General features: G+C 43.6%; 13 protein-coding genes. 5 read left to right on the top strand and 8 right to left on the bottom strand.

Going from position 1 to position 13796, the window contains the following annotated elements; genetic code table 11:
- Positions 1-10: 10 nt before the first annotated feature.
- Positions 11-1117, bottom strand: a complete 1107-nt coding sequence (locus tag BP27_RS0105065; protein ID WP_027850625.1) for a tRNA nucleotidyltransferase/poly(A) polymerase-related protein — start codon at positions 1115-1117, stop codon at positions 11-13.
- A 99-nt stretch (positions 1118-1216) separates the two neighbouring features.
- On the opposite strand from BP27_RS0105065, the gene BP27_RS15295 reads away from it, so the two are divergent.
- Positions 1217-1789: an LPP20 family lipoprotein gene (locus tag BP27_RS15295; RefSeq protein ID WP_051610336.1), complete on the top strand. Its 573-nt coding sequence runs from the start codon at positions 1217-1219 to the stop codon at positions 1787-1789.
- Between the two features lie 91 nt (positions 1790-1880).
- Positions 1881-3086: a flagella assembly protein FlgT gene (locus BP27_RS0105055; protein ID WP_027850624.1), complete on the top strand. Its 1206-nt coding sequence runs from the start codon at positions 1881-1883 to the stop codon at positions 3084-3086.
- Between the two features lie 12 nt (positions 3087-3098).
- On the opposite strand, the gene glpE is transcribed toward BP27_RS0105055, so the two are convergent.
- The 6 genes from glpE to BP27_RS0105025 are packed head-to-tail and all read right to left on the bottom strand — an operon-like array spanning position 3099 to position 9950.
- Positions 3099-3413: a thiosulfate sulfurtransferase GlpE gene (gene glpE, locus BP27_RS0105050; protein WP_027850623.1), complete on the bottom strand. Its 315-nt coding sequence runs from the start codon at positions 3411-3413 to the stop codon at positions 3099-3101.
- Positions 3414-3449: 36 nt separating this feature from the next.
- On the bottom strand, positions 3450-4274 hold the full coding sequence (locus BP27_RS0105045) for a symmetrical bis(5'-nucleosyl)-tetraphosphatase (protein WP_027850622.1): 825 nt from the start codon (positions 4272-4274) through the stop codon (positions 3450-3452).
- 2 nt (positions 4275-4276) lie between these two features.
- Complete coding sequence (gene rsmA / locus BP27_RS0105040; protein WP_027850621.1) at positions 4277-5068, bottom strand: 16S rRNA (adenine(1518)-N(6)/adenine(1519)-N(6))-dimethyltransferase RsmA; 792 nt, start codon at positions 5066-5068, stop codon at positions 4277-4279.
- Between the two features lie 18 nt (positions 5069-5086).
- Complete coding sequence (pdxA, locus tag BP27_RS0105035; RefSeq protein WP_027850620.1) at positions 5087-6067, bottom strand: 4-hydroxythreonine-4-phosphate dehydrogenase PdxA; 981 nt, start codon at positions 6065-6067, stop codon at positions 5087-5089.
- A gap of 1 nt (position 6068) precedes the next feature.
- A complete protein-coding gene (locus BP27_RS0105030) occupies positions 6069-7352 on the bottom strand; it encodes a peptidylprolyl isomerase (RefSeq protein WP_027850619.1) in 1284 nt (427 codons plus the stop codon).
- 12 nt (positions 7353-7364) lie between these two features.
- Positions 7365-9950: an LPS-assembly protein LptD gene (locus BP27_RS0105025; RefSeq protein WP_027850618.1), complete on the bottom strand. Its 2586-nt coding sequence runs from the start codon at positions 9948-9950 to the stop codon at positions 7365-7367.
- Between the two features lie 120 nt (positions 9951-10070).
- Here BP27_RS0105025 and BP27_RS0105020 point away from each other — a divergent pair, with 120 nt between their 5' ends.
- From BP27_RS0105020 to djlA, 3 genes are read left to right on the top strand one after another with little or no spacing between them, the layout of a single operon-like run.
- Positions 10071-11147 carry an aminoglycoside phosphotransferase family protein gene (locus BP27_RS0105020; RefSeq protein ID WP_160169821.1) on the top strand — a complete coding sequence of 359 codons (1077 nt, stop codon included), beginning with the start codon at positions 10071-10073 and terminating at the stop codon, positions 11145-11147.
- The gene (locus tag BP27_RS15290; protein ID WP_051610332.1) at positions 11140-11895 is read left to right on the top strand and encodes a nucleotidyltransferase family protein; all 756 of its coding nucleotides are present in this window, start codon (positions 11140-11142) and stop codon (positions 11893-11895) included. Before BP27_RS0105020 ends, BP27_RS15290 begins: the two co-directional genes overlap by 8 nt.
- A gap of 7 nt (positions 11896-11902) precedes the next feature.
- Entirely contained in the window at positions 11903-12751 is an 849-nt protein-coding gene (gene djlA, locus BP27_RS0105010; RefSeq protein WP_027850616.1) for a co-chaperone DjlA, read from the top strand.
- A 10-nt stretch (positions 12752-12761) separates the two neighbouring features.
- Here the strand turns inward: djlA and BP27_RS0105005 are convergent, their stop codons facing one another.
- Complete coding sequence (locus BP27_RS0105005; protein WP_027850615.1) at positions 12762-13766, bottom strand: DUF3530 family protein; 1005 nt, start codon at positions 13764-13766, stop codon at positions 12762-12764.
- Positions 13767-13796: the final 30 nt, after the last annotated feature.

The following is a 13796-nucleotide window of genomic DNA, read 5'->3' as shown; positions in this document are numbered from 1 at the left end:
TAACTACTAGCTATTGGTTAGCATTATTAACTAGCTCTCTTATTTTTTTCAGGCGTAGTTTGGCTAGCTCTACGCCTACTTCCGGCCCTTTAATACCCTGGGCTACTAAATCTTTAGCACTAATGCTTCTAGCGAGTTGTAAACTATTTTTTAATAGTTCAGCCTGGTGGGTTGCTTGGGTTAATTCCATCAGCTCGACTACTGCATTAAATAGCTCGGGTTGTCGCCAAGCATCTAGCCGATCAAACAGCTGCATAATCTCTTCAGCTTTTAAACTGGTTAAACCAGGTTCACTTTGCATAAATAACAAAGCTTTTAAATGCTTTTGGTATTCTTTAGGCAAGCTAAGGTGCTCGACCAATTCTTCTAAAAATACTGGCTTTGCACCCCAACCCAATAAAGCAAAACGCTTCGGTAAACTAAAGGCTTGCTGTGCAGCTTTATCTAGCCAATTTAAACAATCAGGGTTATTAGTTAGCTGCTTAGCTAAGACTGGCCAAAGTTTTTCTACTGCACCCACTTTAGCCAAAAGTTTATAAAACACTGAGGGTGTTTGAGCGGTTAAGGCTTTTTCAACTTCTACCCAAACTCTCTCAGCCGTAAGGTAACCTAACTCGCCACTGGCAGTTATTTGGCACATTTTTTCAAGCGTGCCTGCTTCCACCTTAAAACCTAAATAAGCAAAACGAGCCGCAAAACGGGCTGTACGTAATACTCTGAGCGGATCTTCATTAAAAGCATCTGAAACGGCTCTAAGTAGCTTATTATTTAAATCTTCCTGCCCTTTGTAAGGGTCTATTAACTGACCTGTTGAATCTTTAGCGATAGCATTAATGGTTAAATCTCGGCGCAACAAGTCTTCTTCTAGGGTAACTTCAGGACTGGCAATGACCGTGAAACCTTTATAGCCTTTTCCATCTTTTCGTTCGGTTCTAGCTAGCGCATATTCTTCATGGGTTTGCGGGTGTAAAAATACCGGAAAATCTTTACCCACAGGGCGAAAACCTTGTTTTTCCATTTGCTCAGGCGTAGCACCCACTACAACCCAGTCACGATCTTTTACAAATAAATTTAATAATTCATCACGCACTGCACCGCCAACTAGGTATACTTGCATAGATACATCTCAATTTAGCTAAAACAATTACTGTTTCTGTCGAATATAGGTTAAAGTTAGTTAACTTGATACCAACAAAATATGGACTTGGGAGTCAGCATGATAAACAAAACCCTTTTAACAGGCCTAATGCTTTTAGGTCTTACACTAATCCTAGGCTGTGCCTCCAAAGATGAAGCTGAAGAACCAGTAACAGAAAAAGAGGTTCGAGTTCTTGATATGGGCAGTTTTGATCCTGTTGTACTTCGCGTAAATGGTTACGGTACACACGGCAAAACTGATGTGCAAACAACCCCTAACCAACGTAATTTAATGGCAATGCGTGCTTCTAAGCTAGATGCTTACCGCAGCATGGCTGAGCGTGTTTATGGTACACGCATTCAAGGTAACACCACGGTACAGAACTTAGCAACGCGTGATGATCACATTCGCGGCTATGTCGACAACCTAGTTAGGGGTGCCAAGGTGGTTTCTACTCGTGATCTGGGCAATGGTTCTTATGAAACACTGATGGAGCTGGTTTTAGAGCCGCGCTTTCAACACTGCATGTTAAGAAGCGAATCTATGGCTGCAGATCCTAGCTGTGCTAAGTACACTATTCATGGTGAACACCCTAGCCAGCGTCTACCTATTTCACAAAATCAGCCTAGAGCACGCTACCACTTAAATTAATGCCGACTAAAAAAGCTAAATCTAACTAGACAATTAGCTCGGGAAGTATCAATCTGATACTTCCCGTTTTTGCTTTAATGGACCTAATTTCATGTATAAAGCCCTCATCTTTACTTTGTTTTTTTTCTTTTCTTTCCCTGCTACTGCCCAATGGGTTGAAGCAACGGGCACTTCGGTTATCGGCCACCAAGATTTAGTACAAGCTCGCCGTGCGGCTATTCGTGATGCGCTTAGGCAAGCAAGCTTCCAAGGTGCTTTACAGGTGAATGGCTATCAGGCTATGAGCCAAGGTGAACTGCATACCGACCAACTTTCTATCGATACGCAAAGCAGTATCAGCCAAATGGAAGTGCTTAAAGAAGAAGTTAAAAATGGTTTGCTGCTTTTAACCATTAGAGCCTTGGTTGAAAGCAGTGGCAGCTGTGAGGGTGGAAATTATGCTAATGGTTATAAGCGTAGCCTAGCGATTAGTAACTTCTATATGGAAAGACCTCAGTCCGCTAATATGGGTGCTTTACACAACGCCAGCGAAGCTCTCCCCAAAGAAATTTTGCAGCGTATGCAAGGCCAAGATAAATTACGTGCCTTAGATGCAACCAGCTTTCAAATGTATAACCAGGTCAGCAGTATTCCTACTTCGGTTAACGACCGCGGCTCACTCACTACTGCAGTAGATACCGCCACCCGTATTGGTAGCCAATATGTATTAACGGGTGTTATTCGTAGTATGGATTTAATTAATCCTGAACTGGCAGGTGAAAGGGGTGTGTTTGAGGGTTTGTATGAGCGCACTCGTTATAAAGGTGAGCGTTTTGCGCGTGCACTTAAAGTTGACTTGTTCATTCACGATGGCTTTAGTGGCGAACTCGTTACTAGCCGCAGTTATGCTACCCAAGGTAATTGGACAGAAAACCGCACTGAAAAAATTGGCTTTGCTAATCCACGTTTTTGGAAAACTGACTATGGTGAAAAAGTTGACCTACTCATTGAACAGATGGTGAGTGACTTAAATGTGCAAATTGGCTGTCAGCCCTTTATGGCACGTATTACTCGCACCGATAATAAGCACCTTTATATAGATACTGGCTCTGATGCTGGTTTAAAACCGGGTGATACTTTAAGCGTTTTCCGTTTAAATACTTTTTACGACAACACTCAGCGGTCTTTCACAGAGCTAGTGCCTGTTGACCTAACCTTAAGCTTAGAAAGGGTGCAGCCTAATTTTTCAAGGGGTAAGCTAGTTACCCTGCCAGAAATGGTCAATATTCAGCAGGGTGATTTGGTCATAGCTTGGTAAAAAAATAAATCATTATTCACAGTGTTCTGGGTGGCAAACCTTCCAAAACTCGAAGCCGCCATCCAGACTGTAAACCTCTGTAAAACCTTGGGCTTTTAAAAAATCGGTTGCACCTTGGCTGGCCATACCGTGATAACAACATACCAATACTGGCTGGTCTTTAGCATTATTATTTATAAATTCTTGCAAATTACTATTGTCTAAACGCTCAGCTGTTTTAATTCGGCCAGTGCTGTAACTGTGTGGGTCGCGTATATCCACTACCTTTAGCTTACCTTCTTTTAACAGCTCACAAGCCTGCTGAGCGTTCATAGTGCTAGTAGTCATTTAGTTTACCTAGGTTTAAATTTTTAAGATTCTGCATTATATAAGGTCTTGCTTAACTGCTGCCACTTTAAACTTTTTGCGGTCTTCTAAACGCATGGCGGTAAGGTGGTTTCCCCATACACAGCCAGTATCTAAAGCATGAATGGACTTTACCCCTGTATGGCCTTCTAAGGCTGCCCAGTGACCAAAAATAATTTCAGTGTCTTTAGTCACCTTGCTTGGGTAGCTAAACCAGGGTGCATAACCTTTGGGTGCGCTAGCTACGTCATTTTTGCTGGTAAAGTCTAGGCTGCCATCGGCTTGGCAAAAACGCATTCGGGTAAAGTAATTAACAATAGAACGGTGGCGATCTTCACCCTCTAGGTCATCAGACCAACAAAGCGGCTCATTGCCAAATAGATTTTCTAAAAATTCTTTACGCGCTTTAGATGATAAAAGCTTTTCAATTTCTGCAGCGAGCATTTGAGCTTTTTTTAACTTCCAGATAGGGGGAATACCAGCATGGGTCATAACATAACCCAGGTGTTTATCGTAATGCAGAAGTGGCTGCTGGCTTAACCAGTCGATCAGTGCTTTGGCATCGGGGGCTTTAATGACTTCTTCTAGCGTATCTGAATTGCGAAGCTTACGTAGGCCCTCTGCAGCGGCAAGCAAATGAAAGTCATGGTTGCCAAGCACCTGCTTACTTGCTTTACCTAGGTCAATCACATAGCGTAAAACATCTAACGAACCCTTACCCCGATTAACCAGGTCACCTGCTAACCAAAGGGTATCGCGTGAAGGCTTAAAGTTAATTTCTTTTAGAAGGCGTTTGAAGCTTTGATAGCAACCTTGAATATCGCCTATTGCGTAGGTTGCCATACTTATTCAGCTCGAAAGTTTGCCAGCCTAACAAACTCTTCTAAATTTAAGGTTTCTGGGCGGCGCTGCGGGTCTAATTCTAACGCCTCTAACTGCTCACCCGTCACATAGCCTTTCATGTTATTACGTAGGGTTTTACGCCGTTGAGCAAAGGCTAAACGTAAGGTATCAGCTAACACTGCTTCATCTAAGGCTTTAAAAGTGGGTTGCTGCTTGGGAGTCATGCGCACTATGGCTGACTCTACTTTAGGCTGAGGCTTAAAGCATTCGGGGGGCACTAAAAACAGCTTCTCTATATCACAGTAGTACTGTGCCATGACACTTAACCTACCCCATTCTCCCGTGCCTGGCTTTGCAGCTAAACGCTCAACTACTTCTTTTTGCAGCATAAAGTGCATGTCTTGCACTAAGCCTTGAAAAGAAAGCAGATGGAAAATAAGTGGCGTAGAAATGTTGTAGGGAAGGTTACCCACAATACGAAGCTTTTCATCGGTTTTGCGTAGCTGAGCAAAATCAAACTTTAAGGCATCGGCTTCATGAATAGTAAATTCTGGATAATTAAAAAACTTAACCCTTAAACCAGGAATCAAGTCTCTGTCTAGCTCTATAACGTCTAACTGGCCATTTTCTTCTAGTAGTAGTTCAGTGATTGCGCCCATGCCTGGGCCAATTTCTACTAGGTGGTCTTTAGCCGAGGGTGCAATGGAGCGCACAATTTTGCGAATTATGCCGGTATCGTGTAAAAAGTTTTGTCCAAAACGCTTACGTGCTTTATGCCCGCTCAGTGAAGCCATTAATTAACTCTCTAAAATTTATACTGCAAAATGGGTTGCGTAATTTAGGGCAGTTTTAAGACTACCCGTGTCTACCGCACCACTAGCGGCTAGGTCTAAAGCTGTGCCGTGGTCTACCGAGGTACGAATAATGGGTAAGCCTAGGGTTATATTGGCCGCACGCCCGAAGCCTTGATGCTTAAGCACTGGTAAACCTTGGTCATGGTACATAGCAAGTACCGCATCACCTTCTGCTAAAACCTTTTCGGTAAACAGGGTATCTGCGGGTAAAGGCCCTACAAGGTTAATGCCTTCTGCTCGAAGCTTTTCTAGGGTAGGTTCAATAACTTCAATTTCTTCTCGACCTAAATGCCCACTTTCACCTGCGTGAGGGTTTAACCCACAAACTAAAATACGTGGGTTTTTATAACCAAAACGGGTTTGTAAATCGTGATGCAAAATACGCGTAACCTGAGCTATGCGTTGAGGTGTAATGGCATCTGCTACTTCCCTTAAAGGTAGGTGAGTCGTCACCAAGGCTACACGCAGCTCCTCTGTAGCTAAGAGCATAACCACCTGCTCACTGACACAGCGTTCTTGTAAAAACTCTGTATGACCCGTAAAGGCAATGCCTGCTTGGTTAATAATACCCTTATGCACTGGCCCAGTGACTAAAGCTTTGGCTTGTTTTTGTAAACACAGGTCTGTCGCTAGCGTTAAGGTCTCTAACACATAAGCTGCATTGGCTGAGTTCAGCTGCCCAGCCGTTACTGGTGCTCGCAAAGTCACAGGTAAAACTTTCACTTCATGGGTTTCGCAGGGTGCGTCTAGCGTTTTAGCGGAGACTATTTTTATCTGTAAACTTAAACCCAAATGTTTAGCGCGCTCAACTAGCAAGGCAGGATCAGCAACCACCACCCAAGTCGAAGACCAGCCTTCTGCAGCTAAGAGGGTAATTAAGTCTGGGCCTATTCCTGCTGGCTCACCAGGCGTTATGAGTAGAGTGGATAATTGAGTCATATTAACTCCTTATTTCTACCCAGGTTGAGTCACGGATTTCTCTTAACCAGTTTTGTACTTCTTCTTCAAAGCGACGTTCCGATAAAATACGACGAACTTGCTGGCGGCGCATTAGGTCTGTCATATCTGATTTGCGGCGTTCTTCGACTTGAATTAAATGCCAACCAAACTGGCTCTTTACAGGTTGAGACACTTGCCCTACTGCTAGCTCATTCATAGCCGTTTCAAATTCTGGCACCATTTGCCCCGGATTAACCCAACCAAGACTCCCCCCTGACTGCTTGCTGCCTCGGTCATCGGATAGCTCTCTTGCTAAGCTGGCTAGGCTTTCGCCTTGTTCAATGCGTTGTTTTATTTTACGTATTTCAGCCAGGGTAGCTTGTTCATCTCTTACTGCATTTGGCATTAACAAAAGGTGGCGCGCTTGGGTTTGGTCAATAAATAACTGGTCGCCACCACGAACTTCTAGCAGCTTAATAATATGAAAACCACTGGGGCTGCGAATCGGCCCAGCAATACCGCCCAAGGGTAATTTAGGCACTTGGTCTGTAAAGATTGAAGGCAAGGCAAGTGCTGAACGCCAGCCAAGGTCTCCACCACTTAAAGCTTCGTCTGCTGCAGAGCTGGCTATGGCTTGCTCTTGAAAATCTGCGCCAGCAGCTAACTTTTGCTTCAAGGCTTCAGCTCGCTCTTGAGCCTGCTTTATTTGTTCTGGACTAGGGCTATCGGGTATTGAAATTAAGATGTGCCCAACTCGGTATTCACGACCGTCTTGCTGCAGGGCTTCGGGAGAAGTTAAGTAGTTATCTACTTCTTGCTCGCTCACTTGAATACGCTCGCCCACACGACGCTGGCGAACTTGTGAAATCAACATTTCATGACGGATTTGTTCACGAAACTCATTAAAGGTTATACCATCATTTTCTATGGCTTGGCTGAATTGGCGCAGCGTCATATTATTTTGCTGAGCAATATTAGCTAGGGTTTCATTGAGGGTTTGATCATCGACTCGTAAGCCCCCCCGCTTAGCTAGCTGTAGCTGAATAGTGTCTATAATTAAACGATCAAGCACCTGTTGGCGTAAAATTTCAGCAGGGGGTGGGCGAATACCTCGCTCGGCTATCTGCTCATTGGCCTGCTGAATACGCTGCTCTAATTCACTTTGCATTAAAGCTTCTTCATCAACAACAGCAACAATTTTATCAATTAAACGTGGTTCAGCCTTGGCTGCCAAGCTCATTAGCAAACCTAACATTAGGCTGGTGACCCAGATTTTTTTTAACACTCAAATTCTCCGTTAGGGGCGATCGGTATAACCTTGGACTTCTTCACTGAGTAATTGCGGTATGGGCTGGCCCACACCACCTAAGCCTTTGAATACCACATTTAAGAAAACTCCATAATCACGCTCTCTTGCCTCAAATGCATTGTCACTGGCTGCGCCTTGGTAGCCGGGCGAGGTGTCTGGATTATCAACCCAGTCACGGTACACCAGTTGTATTTGCCAGCAGCAAGAGTTGTATTCTAGTCCTGTAATACTATCGAGTTTTTCTGAACGCTTTAAGTCGTGGCCTTGTTTAGCGAATACTCGCCAATGCTCATTTAGTGCATAAATCATAGATGCATACACCTGCTCTTCGGCATGCTGCAAATAAGACCAGGCATCTAACCCATTTTTATCTGGCCTAGGGCCTTTAAAGCCTAGGTTATAGTTAGAAGTATAACTATGCCCCAAGTTAAACTGGCTATTTTCTATACCAGTATAAGTTAAATAGGTATTGGAGTTTTCGGTTTTGTGGAAATAATCATCCCACATTAAGCTAGAGCTTAGCTTTAAATCTTTAGTCAGCGTAAGGCTAGCTTGCACTGCTAGGTTAGAGGTAGTGCGTACATTCTTGTAGGCTTGATCTTCTCTAGGCTTGTTATCAGCTCGGTTTGTATGGTCTGGATGTAAATAGCTATTATCTATCCGTCTATCTTCTAAATAAATAGCCTTGGCAACCCCTAAGCTACCTAATTCACGACCGGTGTTTTGACTTATTAAACGCTGGGTTACACCTAGGGTTAGCTTTTTAACATCACCGACTCTGTCTTGCCCTGTAGTACGTTCAGCACGAAATAACTGCCCATAATCATCTTCAACAAAGCCACCATCAAAAAAGTTGGGGATATCATACTGTTCTACAAAAGGCACATAGGCAAAGAAGGCTCTTGGCTCTAGGGTTTGAACTAGCTTTTTACCAAACAAGCCAGTGTCTCTTTCTAAAAATAAGCCAGTATCTAAACTAAACACTGGTACTAGCGCGGAAGGGTCTAGTTCAACATTGTTCCGCTCTATGGCTGTAACACTAGCTGCCCAGTAAGGATTAATACGGTATTGATTAAATTTTACTTTAGCAGCTGGACGTATATAAGCCCAAGGCCAACGCCATTCAGCATTTAGGCTAGGTTCTAAGTGAAGACGCAAGGTATCAGGCGCACCCCAGCTAGTAAAATAATAGTCATTGTTTGTACCTGGCTTTTGAGTTAATCCGGTAACCTTATAGCCGCCTAGCTCTTTATCAAATAATTTACTAAATTGGGTAAGATCAACAAGCAAGCTGCTTTGCAAAACATTATTCCAGCGCGTAGTTTTACGCACCTCTAACTGGGGTAGTCGGTAATAATCTTGAAAACCTGCTTTACGCCCAGAACGAAAATCAAATAGTTGGTAGGGTGTTTCTGGTGAGTTATTGGCGGTATTCAGTTTTTGATAACCCTGAAAATTTAAGCGGGTACGCCAACCGTCAATTGCATAGTTAAAGCTCAGTTGTTGGAGTAGCTCGGTATCTGAAGTGGTAAAAGTATTGGTATTCAAGTCTTTTAGGTAAAGATCATCACTAACCTGAGAGTAATTTATTTGATAGTTAAGTTGGCTAGTTAAGCGACCCTGATGTTTAGCAGCAAAATTCCAACGGTCTAAATCTGCAAATTCTTTATCTTCATTCAGCCTTGCATAGTAAATTTCACCCGAGCTTCGCTCTGTTAGGTAACGCAGTTCGCCACCCAGCATAAAGCCCCGTTTATCTATTTGTCTGGGGTAGAAGGTTGCATCAACGTTTGGTGCTATATTCCAATAAAAAGGTTGCTGGTAATCTAAACCACTAGTTTTTGACCAGGAAATACTCGGTGATAACAAACCCGTATGGCGACGATCGTCGATTGGAAACCTTAACCAAGGCCAGTAAAAAACCGGGACTTTTAATATTTCCATACGCACATTGGTGGCATCACCAAAACCTGTATCACGGTTTAGCTTTAGCTTGCCTGCTACTAAACGCCAAGCATTGTCTCCAGGCGAGCAGCTAGTCATAGAACTATCTCTAAGGGTTACTATGCCATCTGCACCCTGCTCTAATGTCCAAGCACTACCGCGCAAGCGCTGCTCATGAACAACATAATGAGCTTCGCTCATTTGCAGCTCTTCTTTTTCTAGCTGATAGTCGCCTTCTGCACCCCGCAATAACAAACCTTGCTGACGCACACTAATATTGCCTTTTAATTTGGCATAATCTCGCGCCGCATTTAAGCTGGCTTGGTCAGAAGTTAAATAAAGCGAACCTTTGCGTAGGTTCACCTCGCCTTGCATTAGCAGGCCGCCCTGAGCGGAATAGTTAAGTTGCTGAGCAGCAGCAAATAAGCGTGCTTGTTCGATAGGTAGGTGGGCTTCGGGTAAATCAAGTTCTGGCGCTAAGTAATAACCTCTACAAACTTCTCCAACCGGCTGCTCTGAATATACCTGCCAGTCTAAAAGCTCAGGTGCCAGTGCTTTAGGCGGCGCAGAATGCACAGCAGAAGCTGCCAGCATTAGAGCCGCTATGGGTAAGTCGTTTTTAAAAAACATCAACTTCAAGCACCACTCCAGAGCAAAAGGACTAAGCTAGCAGGCTGCACTAACCTGCTAAAGTCCGCAAAATTGCGTATTATAGCTAATCTACTTGCCACTGCCACGACTAAAACTATTATGAGCCTTAACCAGACATCCACAAAAACAGATCGTTCACTCGCTATTAGAGCTTGGTTAAAGCCTTGGTTAACCAACCCTGATGCTGAACTTAGCATTGTAGCGGGGGATGCAAGCTTTCGTAGTTACTATCGTGTAGCTGCCGAGCAAAACACCAGGGGCAAGAGTATGATTTTAATGGATGCGCCGCCTGAAAAAGAAAGTTCACATAGCTTTATTAGTTTAGCTAAGGCCTGGCGCCAGCAGGGTATTAAAGTTCCTCAAGTTCTTGCCTATGACCTGCAGCTAGGCACTGCCCTACTTGAAGACTTTGGTGATCTGCAATTTATGCAGCAGGTAACCCAGCTACCCACATCTGAAGTAGATACCCTTTATCACCAAGCTTTAAACCAACTAACGGCTATTCAACAACTAGCCAAAACAGCAACAAATGACCACCCACTGCCAGACTACTCGAAAGAGCTTTTAACCCAAGAGTTAAATTTATTTGACGATTGGTTCTACCAAGGTTTGCTTGAGCTACCTAAAACTAGCCTTCCTAAAAACTGGGCGGCATTTAAGCAAAGCCTTATTGTTTCTGCTTTAGAGCAACCTCAAGTAACGGTTCACCGCGATTACCACTCACGCAACCTTATGGTTTTAGGTTTAAATCAACTCGGCATTATTGATTTTCAAGATGCTGTTTATGGCCCTTGTACTTACGATGCTGTTTCTCTTATTAGAGACTGCTACCTAGATTGGCCAGAACAAACTCAGCAGGCTTGGCTTGCCTATTTTCATCGAGCCTACTGCCAACAAGCGACTCCTGTAAGCTTGGCTGAATTTAAGCGTTGGTTTGATTGGATGGGTATCCATCGCCATTTAAAAGTTGCAGGCATTTTTTCACGCCTAGCTCTGCGTGATGCTAAGCCAAATTATTTACAAGATATTCCACTCACCTTGCAGCATTTGCTTAGGGCAACTCAAAATTATGCAGATTTTGCCGATATACAAACTTGGTTAAGTGAACTGGTTATCCCTAGTTTCAATGCCTATTTACAGCAAGGCAACAACTTACAGCAGCCTAATCATGACTAACAAGGCTATGATTTTTGCAGCAGGCGAAGGCAAACGTATGCAGCCACTCACCCTGCACACACCTAAACCCCTACTAAAAGTAGCAGGCAAACCACTTATTTTTTGGCATTTAGAAAACCTAGCTGCCCAAGGCATTAAACAGGTTGTTATTAATGTTAGTTATTTAGGCCAACAAATTATTGATGCAGTTCAAGAGGGCTCTGCTTGGGGTTTAGAGGTTAGCTACTCAGTTGAAAACACTCCCTTAGAAACAGGTGGAGGCTTACTAAAAGCTAAAGAGTTATTAGGTGAAGAGCCTTTTTTGCTAATTAACGGTGACCTTTGGATCAGTGAATTACCCCACTTGCCACCTGCTACTCAAGATGAGCTGCTATTTATGCTCTTAGTGGATAACCCTGAACACAACCCTCAAGGGGACTTTTTCTTTGCAGAAGATTCAGGCAGTTTAGCTAATCAGCCTAGGGCTGGAATGCAAAGTAAAACATTTGCAGGGGTCAGTCGCATTAATCCTGCCCTGCTAGATGAAAGCTGGCTTTATGCAGCCTATCAGCACCAGCACCAAGTAGGTGACGCTTTTATTTTATCGCCTTTGCTGCGTTTAATGATTGATGAGCAAAAGGCAAATGCAGCAGTTTTAACGAGCCATTGGGTAGATGTGGGTACACCCGAGCGTTTAACTGAACTGAATGCACGTTTAGCAAAGAAAATAATAGAACAAACAGAGAAAACAAGGCTAGCAAGGGAATAAAAGTATTATGAAGTTAAGAAGGCTAAAGCTACCTCACTTTGCAGGTAAGGCGGTTGGTTTTTTACTAGGTTTTATGCTTGGAGGTTGGGCAGGTGCAGCACTGGGCATTATACTTGGGCACAGCTTTGACTTTCATCGTCACTCCATCTTCACTCTTTTAATAAATTCCTTAAAGCGCTTGCCGCGCATGAGCTTACCTAAGTCTAGTGAGCTGATTTACCGTGATACTTTGTTTCTTTGCCTAGGTTATGTCGCCAAGCAAAATGGTCGTATATCACCACAAGAAATAGCCGCTGCTGAGGCTGTATTCAAACGCATGAAGCTAAAGCCTCAAGAAAGAGCCCTGGCTATCGCCCGCTTTAACGAAGGCAAACTGGCGACTGACCAAATTGACTCCAAACTTGAGTTACTGCGTACACGCTATGCAAATAAAAAAGCTAGGCGTTTAGATTTTGTAGATCAGCTTTTTAATATTGCTTATGCAGGCGGCCCTGCTAGCGAAAACCAAATCAGGGTGATCTACTCTTTTTTAGCTTTGCTTAATATTAGCCAAGTAGAGGCTGATCGCTTGCATCAACGTACACGCATGCAAAAAGGCTATAAAACACAACAAACCTACCAACAAGATAAGTCTGCTAGCGAGCCTGCTTTATTAGCGGCTTATCGCACTTTAGGTATTAATAGTGACGCTAAACCTGAAGAGATAAAACTCAGCTACCGTAAGCTTATGAGCTTGCACCACCCAGATAAGTTAATGGCGCAAGGCATTACAGACCTAGCTTTAGAAAAGGGTAAAGAAAGAGCCCAAGAAATACAGCATGCCTATGGGCTTTTAAAAAAGGCACGAGGACTCTAAAAAGCTGTAACTATCTAAGCCCCCTTAACCAACCTTCAACTCTTTGCGTTAACCAGCGGCTATCCGTGCCATCACTGCTACTCACGGGCACTTTAACAGCCATTTGCACTGCTTGCTTATTACCCGCCCTTAAATAAGCAGCTTTACGCTCGGCTGCCCAACTGGCTTGCAAGGTGTTCTGCCCTGCATAAATATCTAAGATAGGGCGATTACCTAGGTGTTTAATAAGCTCGGCAAAACTTACAGAATCGGCACCAGCAGGGGCTTCAACATAAAGTAAAATAAGTGGTGATTTTTTTGGAAGCTTGTCTGTTTTAAGCCAAGGCTGTAACCAATAAATACTTTCTCCCTGCAAAACCAAAACTTGCTTACCCTGGTTGCCTAAATGCTGCAAAGCCGCTTGCAAGCGCGCTTCTATTAAAGCTCGGTGTGCATTCAGCGCTTCGACTGGATCAACAACCTCAACCACCACTTCTTCTTGCTCATCTTCATCGCCACCTAAAAAGCCTACATCGGCCCCTGTATCTGGATCAGACTTTTCTGAACTTTTAGCAGGTTCGCTGCTTTTACTGATATAACCAAGCAAAGGACCAGGCCCTAGCGTTCTTTTAGCAACCCCTGCACTTTTATAAATGGGTAAAGAAATAGCGAGGGTAGTCCAACCGTATTCAGGTAAAACCTGCCTTAAGGGCGCGATACCTTGCGGCCAATTAGGGTGTTGCCTGTCGCCGGGTAGCATTAACACCTGTCCTTTAGGTTTAAAGCTAAGTGCTGCCCTCTCTAAAGCTAAAAATGTTTCTTCATCATTTAAAGTTAGGTTAACCACTTCTTCAGCGGGTAATTCTTTTACCAAGGCGGCAAGCATTTCGCCCATGGGGTCTGGGTTAGCACGCTCGACTTTAACCTCTTGCTCTTCTTCATCATCCAAGCCAAAAGGGGTATCAGCTGCCTGAGCTAGGCTAATAAAAGCTAGATGTGTAAAAGCCAATAAGGTAAGAAAGGTTAATCTTTTCACTTGAATAATATCCTTGATCACTTAATTCTG

This window comes from Marinospirillum insulare DSM 21763, from assembly GCF_000686905.1.
In the GTDB taxonomy this organism is placed as follows: Bacteria; Pseudomonadota; Gammaproteobacteria; order Pseudomonadales; family Halomonadaceae; genus Marinospirillum; species Marinospirillum insulare.
The sequence above is the reverse complement of the archived record's forward strand: the minus strand, read 5'-3'. Positions and strand labels throughout refer to the sequence as shown.

Coding starts and splice junctions, on each gene's coding strand:
- BP27_RS0105065 (WP_027850625.1), bottom strand. CDS start 1,117: ATGCAAGTATACCTAGTTGGCGGTGCAGTGCGTGATGAATTATTAAAT.
- BP27_RS15295 (WP_051610336.1), top strand. CDS start 1,217: ATGATAAACAAAACCCTTTTAACAGGCCTAATGCTTTTAGGTCTTACA.
- BP27_RS0105055 (WP_027850624.1), top strand. CDS start 1,881: ATGTATAAAGCCCTCATCTTTACTTTGTTTTTTTTCTTTTCTTTCCCT.
- glpE (WP_027850623.1), bottom strand. CDS start 3,413: ATGACTACTAGCACTATGAACGCTCAGCAGGCTTGTGAGCTGTTAAAA.
- BP27_RS0105045 (WP_027850622.1), bottom strand. CDS start 4,274: ATGGCAACCTACGCAATAGGCGATATTCAAGGTTGCTATCAAAGCTTC.
- rsmA (WP_027850621.1), bottom strand. CDS start 5,068: ATGGCTTCACTGAGCGGGCATAAAGCACGTAAGCGTTTTGGACAAAAC.
- pdxA (WP_027850620.1), bottom strand. CDS start 6,067: ATGACTCAATTATCCACTCTACTCATAACGCCTGGTGAGCCAGCAGGA.
- BP27_RS0105025 (WP_027850618.1), bottom strand. CDS start 9,950: ATGTTTTTTAAAAACGACTTACCCATAGCGGCTCTAATGCTGGCAGCT.
- BP27_RS0105020 (WP_160169821.1), top strand. CDS start 10,071: ATGAGCCTTAACCAGACATCCACAAAAACAGATCGTTCACTCGCTATT.
- BP27_RS15290 (WP_051610332.1), top strand. CDS start 11,140: ATGACTAACAAGGCTATGATTTTTGCAGCAGGCGAAGGCAAACGTATG.
- djlA (WP_027850616.1), top strand. CDS start 11,903: ATGAAGTTAAGAAGGCTAAAGCTACCTCACTTTGCAGGTAAGGCGGTT.